Origin of the sequence: Halorubrum ezzemoulense (assembly GCF_004126515.1) — an archaeon.
Taxonomy (GTDB): Archaea; Halobacteriota; Halobacteria; order Halobacteriales; family Haloferacaceae; genus Halorubrum; species Halorubrum ezzemoulense.
Genome location: NZ_CP034940.1, coordinates 960201 through 974372, shown reverse-complemented (window position 1 = coordinate 974372; position 14172 = coordinate 960201). Strand labels below are relative to the sequence as shown.

The 14172-nt window shown below is 70.3% G+C and carries 12 protein-coding genes and 1 other RNA gene; 5 read left to right on the top strand and 8 right to left on the bottom strand.

What is annotated here, in order from left to right; genetic code table 11:
- Positions 1 to 66: 66 nt before the first annotated feature.
- The 4 genes from EO776_RS04820 to EO776_RS04805 all read right to left on the bottom strand — a co-directional run bounded on the left by EO776_RS04820 (position 67) and on the right by EO776_RS04805 (position 5391).
- On the bottom strand, positions 67 to 1674 hold the full coding sequence (locus tag EO776_RS04820) for a hypothetical protein (protein ID WP_094520391.1): 1608 nt from the start codon (positions 1672 to 1674) through the stop codon (positions 67 to 69).
- Between the two features lie 109 nt (positions 1675 to 1783).
- Entirely contained in the window at positions 1784 to 2518 is a 735-nt protein-coding gene (locus EO776_RS04815; RefSeq protein WP_089307889.1) for an MBL fold metallo-hydrolase, read from the bottom strand.
- A 35-nt stretch (positions 2519 to 2553) separates the two neighbouring features.
- Positions 2554 to 3435: a hypothetical protein gene (locus EO776_RS04810; RefSeq protein WP_094520390.1), complete on the bottom strand. Its 882-nt coding sequence runs from the start codon at positions 3433 to 3435 to the stop codon at positions 2554 to 2556.
- A 48-nt stretch (positions 3436 to 3483) separates the two neighbouring features.
- Entirely contained in the window at positions 3484 to 5391 is a 1908-nt protein-coding gene (locus tag EO776_RS04805) for an ATP-dependent DNA ligase (RefSeq protein ID WP_129452371.1), read from the bottom strand.
- A 98-nt stretch (positions 5392 to 5489) separates the two neighbouring features.
- On the opposite strand from EO776_RS04805, the gene EO776_RS04800 reads away from it, so the two are divergent.
- Entirely contained in the window at positions 5490 to 6074 is a 585-nt protein-coding gene (locus tag EO776_RS04800) for a GNAT family N-acetyltransferase (protein WP_049931183.1), read from the top strand.
- A 391-nt stretch (positions 6075 to 6465) separates the two neighbouring features.
- Here EO776_RS04800 and ffs read toward each other — a convergent pair.
- Both ffs and EO776_RS04790 read right to left on the bottom strand, forming a co-directional pair.
- An RNA gene (gene ffs, locus EO776_RS04795) (signal recognition particle sRNA) lies at positions 6466 to 6777 on the bottom strand.
- Between the two features lie 107 nt (positions 6778 to 6884).
- The gene (locus EO776_RS04790; protein WP_094520388.1) at positions 6885 to 7298 is read right to left on the bottom strand and encodes a DUF7548 family protein; all 414 of its coding nucleotides are present in this window, start codon (positions 7296 to 7298) and stop codon (positions 6885 to 6887) included.
- 118 nt (positions 7299 to 7416) lie between these two features.
- Here EO776_RS04790 and EO776_RS04785 point away from each other — a divergent pair, with 118 nt between their 5' ends.
- The gene (locus EO776_RS04785) at positions 7417 to 7875 is read left to right on the top strand and encodes a hypothetical protein (protein WP_049931186.1); all 459 of its coding nucleotides are present in this window, start codon (positions 7417 to 7419) and stop codon (positions 7873 to 7875) included.
- Between the two features lie 28 nt (positions 7876 to 7903).
- Here EO776_RS04785 and EO776_RS04780 read toward each other — a convergent pair whose 3' ends face one another.
- Positions 7904 to 8929 (bottom strand): aldo/keto reductase, encoded by a 1026-nt coding sequence (locus tag EO776_RS04780; protein WP_094495094.1) that lies wholly within the window; start codon positions 8927 to 8929, stop codon positions 7904 to 7906.
- Positions 8930 to 9040: 111 nt separating this feature from the next.
- Entirely contained in the window at positions 9041 to 9685 is a 645-nt protein-coding gene (locus tag EO776_RS04775) for an FAD-dependent oxidoreductase (RefSeq protein ID WP_094520387.1), read from the bottom strand.
- Positions 9686 to 10118: 433 nt separating this feature from the next.
- Here EO776_RS04775 and EO776_RS04770 point away from each other — a divergent pair, with 433 nt between their 5' ends.
- The 3 genes from EO776_RS04770 (at position 10119) to EO776_RS04760 (ending at position 14172) form a co-directional block, all read left to right on the top strand.
- Complete coding sequence (locus tag EO776_RS04770) at positions 10119 to 11876, top strand: 2-oxoacid:acceptor oxidoreductase subunit alpha (RefSeq protein ID WP_089307894.1); 1758 nt, start codon at positions 10119 to 10121, stop codon at positions 11874 to 11876.
- Between the two features lie 3 nt (positions 11877 to 11879).
- Positions 11880 to 12743, top strand: coding sequence for a 2-oxoacid:ferredoxin oxidoreductase subunit beta (locus EO776_RS04765; RefSeq protein WP_049931193.1), 864 nt, complete (start codon positions 11880 to 11882; stop codon positions 12741 to 12743).
- Positions 12744 to 12936: 193 nt separating this feature from the next.
- Positions 12937 to 14172 carry a digeranylgeranylglycerophospholipid reductase gene (locus EO776_RS04760; RefSeq protein ID WP_049931194.1) on the top strand — a complete coding sequence of 412 codons (1236 nt, stop codon included), beginning with the start codon at positions 12937 to 12939 and terminating at the stop codon, positions 14170 to 14172.

The window sequence follows — 14172 nt, the reverse complement described above, 5'->3', positions numbered from 1 at the left end:
CGATAACTGTACTGTGTCGCGGTCGCGCCGTCCGGCTCCCGCGTCGCCGGGCGACCACGGGGGCGGTCACTCCCCGTCCGTCCACGCCGAGAAGCCGCCGTCGATGAGGGCGTCGGCCTGCTGGCGGATGTACTCGCGCTGGGTGTCGACCACCGCGGTCGCAAAGTCGTCGCCGTCGTCGAGTCGGGCGCGGACGCGGTCCCGCTTCCAGCTCGCCGGAGTCGTGCGGTTCGCGACGCGCCACCGCAGTGGCGCGATCCATTTCGCGGCCTCGTCGTCCGCGCAGCCGGCGGTCCGGAGCCCGGCCTCCGCGTGATCGAGGAGGTCCGCGTACATCGCGTCCGAGTCGGTCGTCCGGTGGCCATCGCGGTCGATCCACTCCATGTCGGCGTCGAGCCCGTCGGCGACGGCGGCGTAGAAGTTGTCGCGCGCGGTCTCCCACTCGAGGCCGATGACGGGGTGTTCGTGCTGGGCGAGCGCCTGCATCAGCCCGGCGAAGGCCGCCTGAAACGCGATGGAGTCGCGGACCGTGGGCTGGCCGGGGATCGGCCGGAACTCGATCCGGGCGTTCGCGGCCGAGCGGCTCGCCCCCTCGAAGACGGGGCGAACCCAACGCCAGTAGCTGCCGTGTTTCGTCCGGAACGTCGCGAAGTCGTCGTCGAAGCGATCGCTGCCGCCCGGGTCCGGCATCGGGATGAGCGTCTCGTCGGCCGCGATGCGGTCGACCGCTGTCTCGACGTCGCGGAACTCCCGGGGGAACCGGACCTTGTCGGCGTCGGTCCGCGCGTTGAGGACGGACTCGAAGACGTGGACCCGGTTCTCCGTCGCCCCCTCGGCGAGGACACGCTCGCCGTCCCAGCCGTCGTCGTACAGCGCCGGCGGGAAGAACGGCGAGTTGACGCCGAGCGCCAGCAGGGGGCCGGCGATCCGAAGCGCGTACCGGAAGTGCCGCGGCAGCGTCTCGGCGTGCGCCACCTGATAGTGGGGCTGGATCGACGTGATGAGGCTCTCGGGCATCACCGTCTCCGCCGCCAGCGACACGCCCGGCGCGTCGAGGGTGACGACCGGCTCTTCCTCGGCGTCGGTCGCGGCGCCCCCGTTCGAGTCGGTGGCGTTCAGGTCGTCTCGGCGCGAGTTCGCCATCGCGTGGTACCGGACCGCGTCGCTCATGTTGACCGCGACCACCACGCCGTCGACAGCGACGCTGTCGGTGAGGTATCCCTCCGCGGTCTCGCCCGCCGGCGGGATAGTCCAGAGGCCGTCGGAGACGAGGCGCATCCCCTCGACGCCCGCGGTGTTCTCTGCGGCCTCCAGACGGGCGCGGACCTCGGCGAGCTGGGCGCGGAGCCCGTGGTCGGAGAGGGGCTGCGGGCTCGTGGACATCTCGGCGTTGTGGAGCCCCAGCTCCTTCTCGAAGCCCATCAGCTCCAAGAGGCGGCGCGGCACGCGCATCAGCGCGTACTCGCCGGCCCGGGACTCCTCGCTCCACCGGCCGTCGCCGACCGCGTAGAACTCGTACTCGAAGCCGACGATCGACTGGTGGTTGTCGAAGGAGCCGTCGCGTAGCTCCTGTTTGACGATCTCGGCCTCCTCGGCCGCGCGCTCGGCGAACGCCTCGGCGTCGACCGAAAGCGCCTCCCGGACCCCGTCGGCCAGCGCGGACTCGGTGGTCATGCGACCGGGGAAGGACGCGGCGGAGTAAAAAGGCCACCGGCCGAGAGGTTCGCGCCGTCCGGTTCGGCAATCAGTCCGTCAGATTCGGGTATCCGTCCGCCCGGTCCGACTACTGGTTCGCCGAGCGCGCGTCGAGCGCGACCGGTATCGACCGGCTCGCCACGTCCCCGGCGAACGCCTCGCCGTCGGCTTCCAGCAGGTCGAACGTGTCGTAGTGGATCGGGACGACGAGGTCGGGGTCCATCGCCTCGGCCAGGTCCGCCGCCTCGCGGGGGTCCGAGACGATGCCGCCCCCGCCGATGTTCGCGAGGAAGACGGAGACGTCGAGCTCGGCGAACCCGTCGAGCGCGTCCGAGTCGCCGGGCCAGAAGACGGTGCGCCCGCCGAGCGACAGGAGGAAGCCGCAGCCGAACCCGGGCGGGTGCGCGACCGAGCCGTCGGCGTCCGCGTTCGGCCCCTCCGGATCGTTGTGTGCCGGGACGGGCCAGACCCGTACCTCGCCGGCGGGCGTCTCGACGTCGACGCGGTCTTCCTCGCCGACGCGGACGACCTCGTACTCTTCCGCGAGCGCGTCGATCGGCTCCACGTCGCGGTCGATGCCGGCGGGGTCGACCCCGTCGTAGATCACGAGCGTCGCGTCCTCGCTCGCGACAGACCGGATCCCGTCGCTGTCGTAGTGGTGGTCGTGGGTGACGACGACGAGGTCGCCGTCGCGCGCCCAGTAGTCGTCGAGGACGCCGTACCGGCCGGGGTCGGTGTAGGCCACCGGCCCCCCGTCCGTCTCCAGCCGCGCCGTCGCGTAGCCGAGCCACTCCACCGAGAACTCCTCGTAGCGGACCGTCATGTTACCGTCTGCGGGCGCGCTCGTCTTGAGGGTGGCTATCGGTCGCGGTCGGCGTCGAGGGCCGTGTCGCCGATCGCCCCGTCGTCGACCGAGCCGTCGTCGACCGATTCGCCCTCACCGATCACGAGCAGGTCCCACGCCGCCGTGAGCGTCTCGTCGTCGATCGACCGCCCTAGCGCGTGCTCGGGAACGAGCGGCATCGGAATCGGAACGTATCCGGCCTCGCGCAGCGCCGCGAACCCGCTGACCGTCTCGACGACCGTCCCGTCGCCTCCCCGCCGGACGCGGAACCGCTTGTCGTCCGGATCGCGGCGGTACGCGAACGGGAACGCCTCGTCCGGCGGGGTCTGGAGGCTATCGACGCCGGCGAGGACGGCGACCGCCTCGCCGTCGACCTCGCAGAGGAGCCGGGGGACGACGGGTCGCCCTTCGTCGTCGACCGCGGCGGCGTCGACGTCCGAGCGGGCCGTCACCGGGCCGAGGGGCGTGTCCGTCTCGCGCCAGCCGAACGTCGGATGGCCGAGGCCGTCGGCGCGGACGCAGGCGTAGCCGCCGCCCGAGACCGGGACCCGGTCCGGGCCGAGGTGGAAGGTTCGTCGACCGTCGGTCCGCTCGGCGAGCAGCGGCGGGTCGGCGAGGAGGTCGCGCACGGCCGCCGCGGTGTCGGCGTCGCGGGCGACGAACAGCGCGCGGCGGCCCCGGTCGAGCGCGTGGCCGAGCCGCGAGGCGATCACGATCGGCGTCGCGTCGTCCGCTGCGAGCGGCTCCACCGCCAACCGGTCGTCGCCGCGGGTCGCGACCGCCGGCGGCTCGGCGCCCGTCTCCGGGCGGTCGACCTCGAACCCCGCCGCCGCGAGTCGCTCGACGGCCGCGTCGGTGAGGTCTCGCCGCGTCGCGTCGCCGAGCGGGCCTGGCATGTGTTACCCTACGAACCGGACCGTCAAGGAGTTTCGCGTGTCGGAACGTCAGTCGTCGCCGGCGAACCGACGGACGCGGGCGAGCGAGTCGGCGTCGTCGACCCCCTTGTCTTCGCGGACGCCGACGAAGCGGGGGAACCGGAGCGCGTAGCCTGCGGAGTACGTCGGCGAGGTCTGGATCTCCTCGTAGCCGACCTCGACCACCAGTTCGGGGTCGAACGAGACCGTCGTCCCCGTCTCGTCGACGACGTGCGGCTCCAACCGCTCCGTGAGGTCCGCGAGCGTCTCGTCGGTGATCCCCGTCACCACCTTGCCGACCGTGGCGTACCCCGGTGGCGCGGGGTCGTCGGCGTCGCGGCCGCCGGCGTCGCGGTCGGCCGCGTCGTTCCCGGCGTTCTGCGCCGCGGACTCGTCCCCCTCGCGGACCGCGAGCAGGAACGTGCCGAACAGCTCCGCACGGCGCCCCTCGCCCCACTCGGCCCCGACGACGACGGCGTCGAGCGTCTCCACGTCGGGCTTTCGCTTCAGCCAGTCGCGCCCGCGGTCGCCGGGAGTGTACGCCGCGTCGGGGTTCTTCAGCATGACGCCTTCGTGGCCCGCGTCGAGCGCGGCCCGCTCCTCGGCCGCGATCGAGTCCGTGTCCGCGGCGACGGTGAGATCCGCGGCTGCGTCCGGGAGGAACTCGTGGAGCCGCTCGTGGCGCGCGGTGAGGGGTTCGTCGAGTAAGTCGTCGCCGTCGGCGTGGAGGCAGTCGAACGCGTGGAGCCGCAGGGAGACCGCCTCGCGCATCCGGTCGATGTCGTGTTTTCGCCGGAACCGCCGCAGCACCTCCTGAAACGGGAGCGGGTCGCCGTCGTCGTCGACCGCGACGACCTCGCCGTCGAGGATGACGGGCGCGTCGACGCGGTCGGCGACGAACTCGACGATCTCGGGGAGCGCGTCCGTCACGTCGTCCATGTTCCGCGAGTAGAGCCGTGGACCGAGCGCGGTGCCCTCGCCGCCCGGCGCGTCGCCGTCCGGCACGCCGTCGTCCGCCTCGGCTCCGTGCGGCGCGTAGTGAACCTGAACGCGAGCCCCGTCGAACTTCGTCTCGACGGCGACCTCGCCGAACGCGTCGAGCGCGTCGGTCGCGGTGCCCGCCTGCGCGAGCATCGCCTGGACCGGGCGGCCGACGCGCAGCGACTCCTCGCGGAGCCCCGCGATTCCCTCGTCGCGGGCGCGGACGGCGACCCGCCCGTAGTCGTTCGTCACCTGAAGCGCGCGCTCGACGGCCGCGACCGCGTCGTCGGGCGCGGTGAGTTCGGGACCGTCGCCGTCGGCGGGGCCGTCATCGTCGTCCCCGGACTCGGCGCCGTCGTGGGCCGTCTCGGAGGTCAGGAACGCCTCCGCGATCGCGTCCCGGACGGTTCCCTCGCCGACGCCGAGCCGCATCTCGCCGAGGACAAGGCGGGCGAGGAAAGCCGCCTCGCTCGGCGAACAGCGGGTGAACAGCCCGAACAGGGCGTCGCGTTTGCGCGACTCGCTGCCGTCGCCGCTCGCGGCCGCGAGGTTGCGGAGTTCCTCGTCGAGCGCGGCCACCGTGAGCGCGTCGCGACCGGAGCCGAACGCGGCGAGGCCCCGCTGGCCGCCGAAGTCGTACGCGGCCGCGACCGCACCGATCTCGCCCCGCTCGGCGAGGCGGTCCTCGACGTCGGCGGCGTCGACGTTCGGGCCCGCGGCGCGGGCGATCGCCTCGCGGCAGAGCGCGGGCCCGACGTCGAGCGTACGGGTGTCGTGGGCGGGGAAGACACGACCGAGGAGGAACCGGACGACGACCGGGAGGTCGTCGGTCGACCCGTGGTTCGCGCCGCCGTCGCCGGCGTCCGCGAGCAGGTCGGCGACCGCGAGGGTCGTCTCGATGTCGCCGTCGTGCGCGGCCACCCGTTCCGCCCGCTCAGCCAGCGCGGCGAATTCCATACGCGTCGGGTCGGCGGCCGGCGGGCAAAAGCGACGCGATGACGGCGGACGATCGGGCCGGGGAACCGCTTTTCACCTCCGCCCTCGTACAGCCGTCTATGTACGTCCGCGACGCCAAAAACCGTGACGAGGCGTGGTTGTTGGACGCGATCGAGCAGCTGGGGCTCGACGACGTCGCCTTCCGGTCGCGGGACTACGTGATCGCGGTCGACGAGGAGTCGGGCGACCGGGCCGGGTTCGGTCGGCTCCGCCTCCACCGCGGCGACGAGGACGAGGAAAACCGGATCGAGCTCACCGGCATCGGCGTCCTCCCCGAGTGGCGCGACCGCGGCGTCGGGGCGCACGTCGTGGAGCGCCTCGTCGACACCGCGGCCGCGGACGGGTTCGAGACGGTGTACGTACTCACCGACCAGCCGGAGTACCTGACGCAGTTCGGCTTCGAGCGCGTCGACACCGACGACCTCCCGCCGGCCCTCTCGGACCGCCTCACCGAGAAGCGCGAGTTCCTCGGCGGCGGGGTCGTCGGCCTCGAACTGACCGTCGACGCGTTCGAGATGGCGGACCGGTTCCGGCGGGCGTTCAAGGACGCCGAGCCGACGGGCGACGACGAGCCGGAGGAGTCGGCGGAGGACTTCGGGATCGACCCCGACTCGGCGACGTACAAGTACGACACCGGTCGCTGAGCCGCGGGACTGGTTTTTTGTGGCCGCTGTGGCGCGTGCCTCCGAGCGTCCGAAGGACGCGAGGAGCACGCGCGAGGGAGTCGGTGGTCCGGAGCGGAGCGGAGGACCGCCGACGAGGCTGGGGAGGTGTGAGGCGCGGTCGCTGTGCGGGGCGGGGCTCGCGGCTGGGGCTTCGGTGGTGGTCGTTTCGATCGATAATTCATAAATGGTATCGTCAGACAGCCGAGCGGCTGGGTGTTCGAGGTTGCTCAGCGTGGCGGCGTCAATTGCGTATAACTGGAGCCCGGATGAGGGTGATTTTACGTATAAGTAAACGCTCGCGGCGTCGACGCTCACACCGGCGACCGTAGCGTCACAGCATCACCACTCGTCGAACGAATCAGCGTATGAATGGCGGACAGGCGGGGTAGCCCGGCGTTCCGTCACGGGGTATCCCGATTGCCTCCTCCACCCCGCGACCCGACGAGCGACTGGCGTCCGGCGGTGGGCTGCTCGCTTCCGCGCCTGACCCAATATTGCCGACGAACCGCGACGGACCGCTCCTGCGAGCGGGCGCCACGGACCGCTGTCCCCGGCGGACGAGGCTTCCACGTTGGCTCTCGGGGCCCGTGCCGGTCTGACCGGACGTGCCCGCTGTTCGGTCCCCGCTGAAGACTGCCTCACGGGTAACGAGCGGGGCCTAACCGCCCGACCTAGTCCGTTCGACGATATTCGGGTGCGGCATAAGGGCCTTTCGTTCGCCGGCCGACGGCGACGCGGGCGGCGAGCGCGCGTCGGAAAAGAGGCGTCCCGCGCGTTCCGGCGTCTCGGCTACGATAACACCGCTCGGACGTACACCGCCGCGGAGAGCGGCAGCGGGACGGAGAGCGCGACGACGGCGGGCGCGTGCCACACCAGCCAGAGGTGGTCGCGGAACACGGCGGTCGGTTGGACCGCGAGCGCCCACGTCGCCGCGCTCGCCGTCGTCGCGAGCCCGAGGACGATTGCCACGCCCGCGAGCGTCCCCGGGTCGACGTTCCCCTGCTCGACCGAGGCGATAACGACCGCGGCGAGCAGCGCGAACAGCGCGATCCCGCTCCAGCCGACGGCCCCGGAGGCGTAGTAGGACGCGAGCTGCGACGCGTACTCCGGCCCCGTGATGATCGCGTACGGCGCGACGAGCGCGACGACGGTGACGACCGCGGCGGCGATCCCGACCCGACGCGAGACGGCGCGGAGGTTCATACCCGACCTCGGAACGGAACCGCGGTAAAAGGACCGGATCGGAGCGGACGCGGGGGGCGGCCGCCTCGCCGCGCTCCGTTCCCGTAGCGTTTTGGCCCGTCGGCACCCACTACGGACCATGTCACTCGACGTCGACCTGCCGGAGCCTCCCGAACTCGCCGCCGTCGACCCGAACGAGTACGAGGACGCCGAGGTGGCTGGCGGCGAGTACCGCCGCGACGACCTCGAAGCGCTCCTCCGCGAGGGCGCGTGGGAGGAGGCGTTCGACCAGTGGGCCGCGGGCAGCGACATGGACGCGGCGGACTGGCAGATCGCGCTCGACCTCGAGTTAGTCTCCCGGTTCGACTTCTTCTGGGACGACTTCGCCGACCGGGTCGGCTACCACGCGCCGGGGCTGCCAGAGGACTGGAAGGAGCGCGACCTCCACCCGGACCTCGACTCGTGGGGGACCGTCTCCGCGATCAACGCGGGGCTCACGGAGCTCGGGCAGATCGTCTGCGAGACGCTCAAGGAGGAGTACATCGACTGGGAGGCCGACTTCGAGGCGCCGGACGACCTGCCGGACTTCGACGAGTAGCGGCCGCTTGTGGACGGGAGGCGACTGCTCAGTGGCCCCAGCGGTTCCCGTCCGGGTCGTAGCGCGCGTCCATGATCCGGTCCCACTGCTCGTCGGAGAGGTGGAGGTCGGCCGCCGCGACGTTCTCGTCGAGCTGGTCGACCGTCCGCGCGCCGACGATGGGGACGCAGGTGAACTCGTCCCAGCCGGAGAGCCACGCAAGCGCGACCTGCGCGGGCGTCGCGTCCCACTCGTCGGCCACATCGCGGACCGCGTCGAGCACCTTCCAGCCGCGCTCGGAGAGATAGAAGCGCTCGAACCGGTCGTCGAAGCTCGCCCGGGAGCCGTCGGGCGCGATCACCTGCTCGGGGTCGTCCGGGTCGGCGCGCTCGTACTTCCCGGTGAGGAACCCGCCCGCGAGCGGAGAGTACGGGCAGACCGCGAGGTCTTGGTCGATACAGACGTCGAGGTACTCCTTCACGTCCTCGTAGTAGCCCGCGTGGTGGAGTGGCTGGACCACGTCGAAGCCCGCGTACCCGTTGGCGTCGGCGGTCCACTGCGCCTTCGTCAGTTGCCACGCCGCCATCGTCGACGCGCCGAGGTGGTGGACCTTTCCCTCGGCGACCAGCTCGTCGAGCGCGCGCATCGTCTCCTCGATGGGGGTGTCCTCGTCCCAGCGGTGGATGTAGTAGATATCGAGGTAGTCCGTGCCGAGCCGGTCGAGGGTCCCCTCGATCTGCGCGCGGATGTGTTTCCGGCCGAGCCCGGAGTCGTTGGGTCCGGGCTCGCCGCGCCCGTCGAATGGGAAGTACACCTTCGAGGCGATCACGTAGTCCTCGCGGTCCCGCTCCGCGAGCCACTCGCCGATGTACGTCTCGCTTTTCCCGTTCGGCGTCCCGTAGACGTTGGCCGTGTCGATGAAGTTGATCCCGCGGTCCGCGGCCGCGTCGAGGAGCTCGTGTGACTCCTCGCGACCCGTCTCCACGACGCCGTTCGTCTCGCGCCCGAACCGCCACGTGCCGAAGCAGAGCTCCGAGACGCTGAGCCCGGTGTTCCCGAGCCGTCGGTAGTCCATACCCGGTCCTCGCGGGGGAGGTGTGTAAAGCGTGGCGGCGCCGGCCGGCGACGCCGCGAAGATCGGCCGAGGCGCCGACGCGAGCGCGGACGGCCCGGCCTGCGGCCGCGCCTACCCGAAGTTCTCGACCTTCGCGGCGTCCGCGTCGCCGCCCGCCGCCTTGATGGCGGCCTCCGCGTCGGCGACGAGGTCGGCGAACCCGTAGACGAACACGGTCCCGCCGTCGGCGCCGGTGAGGACGTCGGCGACGGCGTCGGTCAGGGGGGCATCGCCGTCGAGCAGCCTGACCGCGGCGCCGCGCTCGCGGAGGGCGTCGATCCGATCGGCGTGGGCCACGTCGTCGTCGCGGTAGACGACGGCGGCCTCGGCGTCCTCGTCGAGCGCGCGCTCGGCGATGGCGACCGCGGGGCCGACCCCGGGGCCGCCCGCGATCACGACCGCGCGTGGCTCGCCGTCGTAGTGCTGGTCGCCGAAGGGGCCGGAGAGCGTCATCTCGGTGCCCGCCTCGGCGCCGGAGAGGAACGCCGAGAACTCGCCGCCCTCGTCGGGGTCGATACCGACCGTGACCTCGAACGTCTCGCCGACGCGGGGCGACGAGAGGGTGTAGAACCGCGCGACCGACTCGCCGTCGATCTCGGTGCCGAGCTTCACGAACTGTCCGGGTTCGGCCGCGAACCCCTCGGGGGCGCGGAAGCGGAGGGCGTACGTGTCGGAGCCGACCGGCTCCACCGACTCGACCGTCGCTGTCGTGTCCATACGTCGGATCGGCGGGGCAGACACAAACGCCTTCCCGTCGCCGTCGGTCCTGCCCATGTCGAAACCGGTTCGGACGGGAGGCCCAGATCCCCGCTGCGGTGACCGGCCCGCAGGGCCGACCGCCTCGGCGTGGGGACGACCCGACACATGGACGCCAGATGCGGGGATACCCGACGCCTTGGCCTACCTCGTCGTGAACAAGTCCGCCGCGCACGGGGCCGACGCAGTTCGTCAAACGTCGAAAACGGGTCCGACGCGAAGGGTCGATCGTGATGATTTTGCTGAACGAACGTCCAATTATATGCGTTATTACAAGGTATATAGGGCTCAAAGCTGACAATATTCGCGATATCGAAGACGTACGTCCAGATACACCTCGGTGGCTCCTTCCAGAAGCCTTTTGATGAGTCCGCCGGAACCTTGCCCATAGCACATGGCTGCGGATTTCAACTGGGCTGTCGGCGGAGAGGCCGGCGACGGCATCGACTCGACGGGGAAGATCTTCGCACAGGCGCTTTCCCGCGCGGGTCGACACGTGTTCACGTCGAAGGACTTCGCATCTCGGATACGAGGCGGCTACACCGCCTACAAGGTGCGGACCTCCGTCGACAAGGTACAGAGCGTCGTTGACCGACTCGACGTGCTCATCGCGTTGACCCCCCGGACGATCGAGGAGAACCTCGACGAGCTCCACGAGGGGTCGGTGATCATCTACGACGGCGAACGGACGACGATGCAGGACGTCGAGATCCCCGAGGGGATGATCGGCCTCGACGTGCCGCTGAAGAGCCTGGCCGAGGAGGCCGGCGGCGCGATTATGCGGAACGTCGTCGCGCTCGGCGCGGCCTGCGAGGTGGCCGAGTTCCCCATCGAGAACCTCGACTCGGCGCTGGAGAAGCGGTTCAAGGACAAGGGCCAGAAGCTCGTCGACAACAACAAGGAGGCGGCCCGCGCGGGCCAGTCGTACGTCGCCGACGAGTACGACCACGAGTTCGACTACTCGCTGGAGACCACCGACGAGGACTACGTCCTCCTCAACGGCGACGAAGCGATCGGCATGGGCGCCATCGCGGCCGGCTGCCGCTTCTACGCCGGCTACCCGATCACGCCCGCGACCGACGTGATGACGTACCTCACTGGCCGCATCGAGCGGTACGGCGGCCACGTCGTCCAGGCGGAAGACGAGCTCTCCGCGATCAACATGGCGCTGGGCGCGGCCCGCGGCGGCGCCCGCGCGATGACCGCGACCTCCGGGCCGGGGATCGACCTGATGACCGAGACGTTCGGGCTCATCGCCACCTCGGAGACGCCGCTCGTCATCTGTAACGTGATGCGCTCGGGCCCCTCGACGGGGATGCCGACGAAACAGGAGCAGGGCGACCTGAACCAGATGTTGTACGGCGGCCACGGCGAGGTGCCGCGGTTCGTCCTCGCGCCGACCACCATCTCGGAGTGCTTCTGGAAGACCGTCGAGGCGTTCAACCTCGCCGAGAAGTACCAGCTCCCTGTCTACCTCACCGCCGACCTCTCGATGGCGGTCACCGAGCAGACGTTCTCCCCGGAGACGTTCGACATGGACGAGGTGGAGATCGACCGCGGCAAGGTCGTCGACGAGACGGCGATCGACGACCACATGAGCGAGTCGGGCGGCTTCCAGCCCCACGAGATCACCGACGACGGGGTCTCGCCGCGGGCGTTCCCCGGTACGGCCGACGGCGCGCACATGTCCACCGGCCTCGAACACGACGAGCAGGGCCGCCGGACAGAGGACACGGAGATGCGCGTCGAGCAGGTCGACAAGCGCAACCGCAAGGTCGAGACCGCCCGTGAGCGCGAGGACTGGAGCCCGCGCGAGTTCGGTGACGAGGACGCGGACACCCTCGTCATCACGTGGGGGTCGAACGAGGGCGCGCTCGCCGAGGCAGTGGAGTTCCTCGACGAGGACGGACTGGACGTGCGGGTCCTCTCGGTCCCGTACATCTTCCCGCGGCCGGACCTCGCGGAAGACGTGGCGGCCGCCGAGACGACGGTCGTCGTCGAGTGTAACGAGCAGGGCCAGTTCGCGGACCTCGTCGAACACGACGTGCTCGAACGCGTCGACCGCGTGAACAAGTACAACGGCGTGCGGTTCAAGGCCGACGAACTCGCAGCGGAGATCAAGTCGACCCTCGAAGCGGGGGTGGAGGCGTAACCAATGAGCTCAGACATTCGATTCACCGATTTCAAGTCCGACAAGCAGCCGACGTGGTGCCCGGGGTGCGGCGACTTCGGGACGATGAACGGGATGATGAAGGCCCTCGCGGAGACGGGCAACGACCCCGACAACACCTTCGTCGTCGCCGGCATCGGCTGTTCCGGCAAGATCGGCACGTACATGCACAGCTACGCGCTCCACGGGGTTCACGGGCGCGCGCTCCCCGTCGGCACCGGCGTCAAGATGGCGCGGCCCGACATCGAGGTGATGGTGGCCGGCGGCGACGGCGACGGCTACTCCATCGGCGCGGGCCACTTCGTCCACGCCGTCCGGCGCAACGTCGACATGACGTACGTCGTGATGGACAACCGCATCTACGGGCTGACGAAGGGCCAAGCGTCGCCGACCTCCCGCGAGGACTTCGAGACGTCGACGAGCCCCGACGGGCCCAAACAGCCGCCGGTGAACCCCCACGCGCTGGCGCTCGCCTCCGGCGCGACGTTCATCGCGCAGTCGTTCTCCTCGGACGCGCTCCGCCACCAAGAGATCATCCAGGAGGCCATCGAGCACGACGGGTTCGGCTTCGTCAACGTCTACTCCCCCTGCGTCACCTTCAACGACGTCGACACGTACGACTACTTCCGCGACTCGCTGGTCGACCTGAAGGAGGCGGACCACGACCCGACCGACCGCGAGGCGGCGAAGGACGTGATCCTCGACAACGAGAAGGAACACCAGGGCGTCATCTACAAGGACGAGTCGTCGGTGCCGTACCACGAGCAGCACGGCGTCGACGAGGACATGTCGGTGCTTCCGGACGGCGCCCCCGAGGGCGCGACCGACCTCGTCCGCGAGTTCTACTGAACCGCGCCGCGGTCTCGGCGGGCGGACCCGATCCGACGCCCGTTTCGGGGGCCGGGCCTGGGTCCGACCGCCGGATGAGACCCCGGTAATTCCGACCTCTCTCGACGGCCAAAACCGGGCGAACGAGGGGGTTCGCGCGTATTTTCCGGTGGGTTTCAGCAAGCCTAATTAGGTGGGTCCGTAACCGTCGTGTATGGTTGACCGCTACGACGTCGCCATCGCCGGCGCCGGTCCGGCGGGCGCGCAGTGCGCCCGTGACCTGGCGACGCGCGACTACGACGTCGTCGTCTTAGAGACGGAGTCGGAAGACGAGTTCCCGCGACAGAGCAACAAGTCGACGGCGGGCACGTTCCCGTCGATGATGTCCTCTTTCGGAATCCCCGACGACGTCGTGATGTCGTACACCGATGACGTCGTGCTGGAGTCGCCCAACGAGTACTATGAGAGCTACCAGCCGGGCGCGGTGTTGGAGTTCGCGGAGTTCAAGCAGTTCCTCGTCGCCGACGGTCGCGACAACGGCGCGGAGTACCGCTTCGACGCGCGGGTTTCGCGGCCGATCCTCGACGACGACGGCGTCATCGAGGGGGTGCGGTACAACGGCGACGAAGCGGTGTACGCCGACATCGTGATCGACGCTACCGGTCCGGCCGCACCGATCGCCAGCGCGCTCGACGTGGTCGACCTCGAACGCGAGAACCAAGCCATCGGTATCGAGTACGAGATGGAGGGCGTCGAGATGAACCACCCGGACTACGCGGACCTCCGGCGGGCGATGATGCTCCGCTTGGACCACAACATCGCGCCCGGCGGCTACTCGTGGATCTTCGCGACCGGCGAGGACACCGCGAAGGTCGGCATCTGTTACATCCAGAACGACCGCCACCGCGAGTTCGCCGAGGCGGGGAAGACCGTCGACGGGTACCTCGACGACTGGATCGACCGCGACCCGCGGTTCGCCGAGGCGGAACAGATCGACGAGACGGTCCACCGCGGCTCCGCGCACATTCAGCGCCCGGAGCAGATGTACACCGACCGGTTCCTCGCCGTCGGCGACACCGTGCCGAGCATCGACCCGCTGTGGGGAGAAGGGATCCACAAGGGCATGAAGTCGGCCCGCGCCGCCGCGGCGACCGTCGACCGCTGTCTCACCGACTCGGAGCGGCGCATCGACGCGGAGAGCCTTGCGGTGTACGAGACGCTCTGGCACCGAGACGTGGCGCCGCGCGCGGAGTCGCGACTGACGCTCACGGAGTTGCTGTACCTCGCACCCAACGAGCGGTACGACCGGTTGATGCGCGATCTCCAAGAGACGGACGACGACATCTTGGCGAAGGCGAACCGCGGCGAGAAGGCGGGGATGGCGCGGCTGCTTCACCTCGACGATGTCCCGCTGCTCGCGAAGTACGCCCGCGAGCGGTTCGGAATCTGA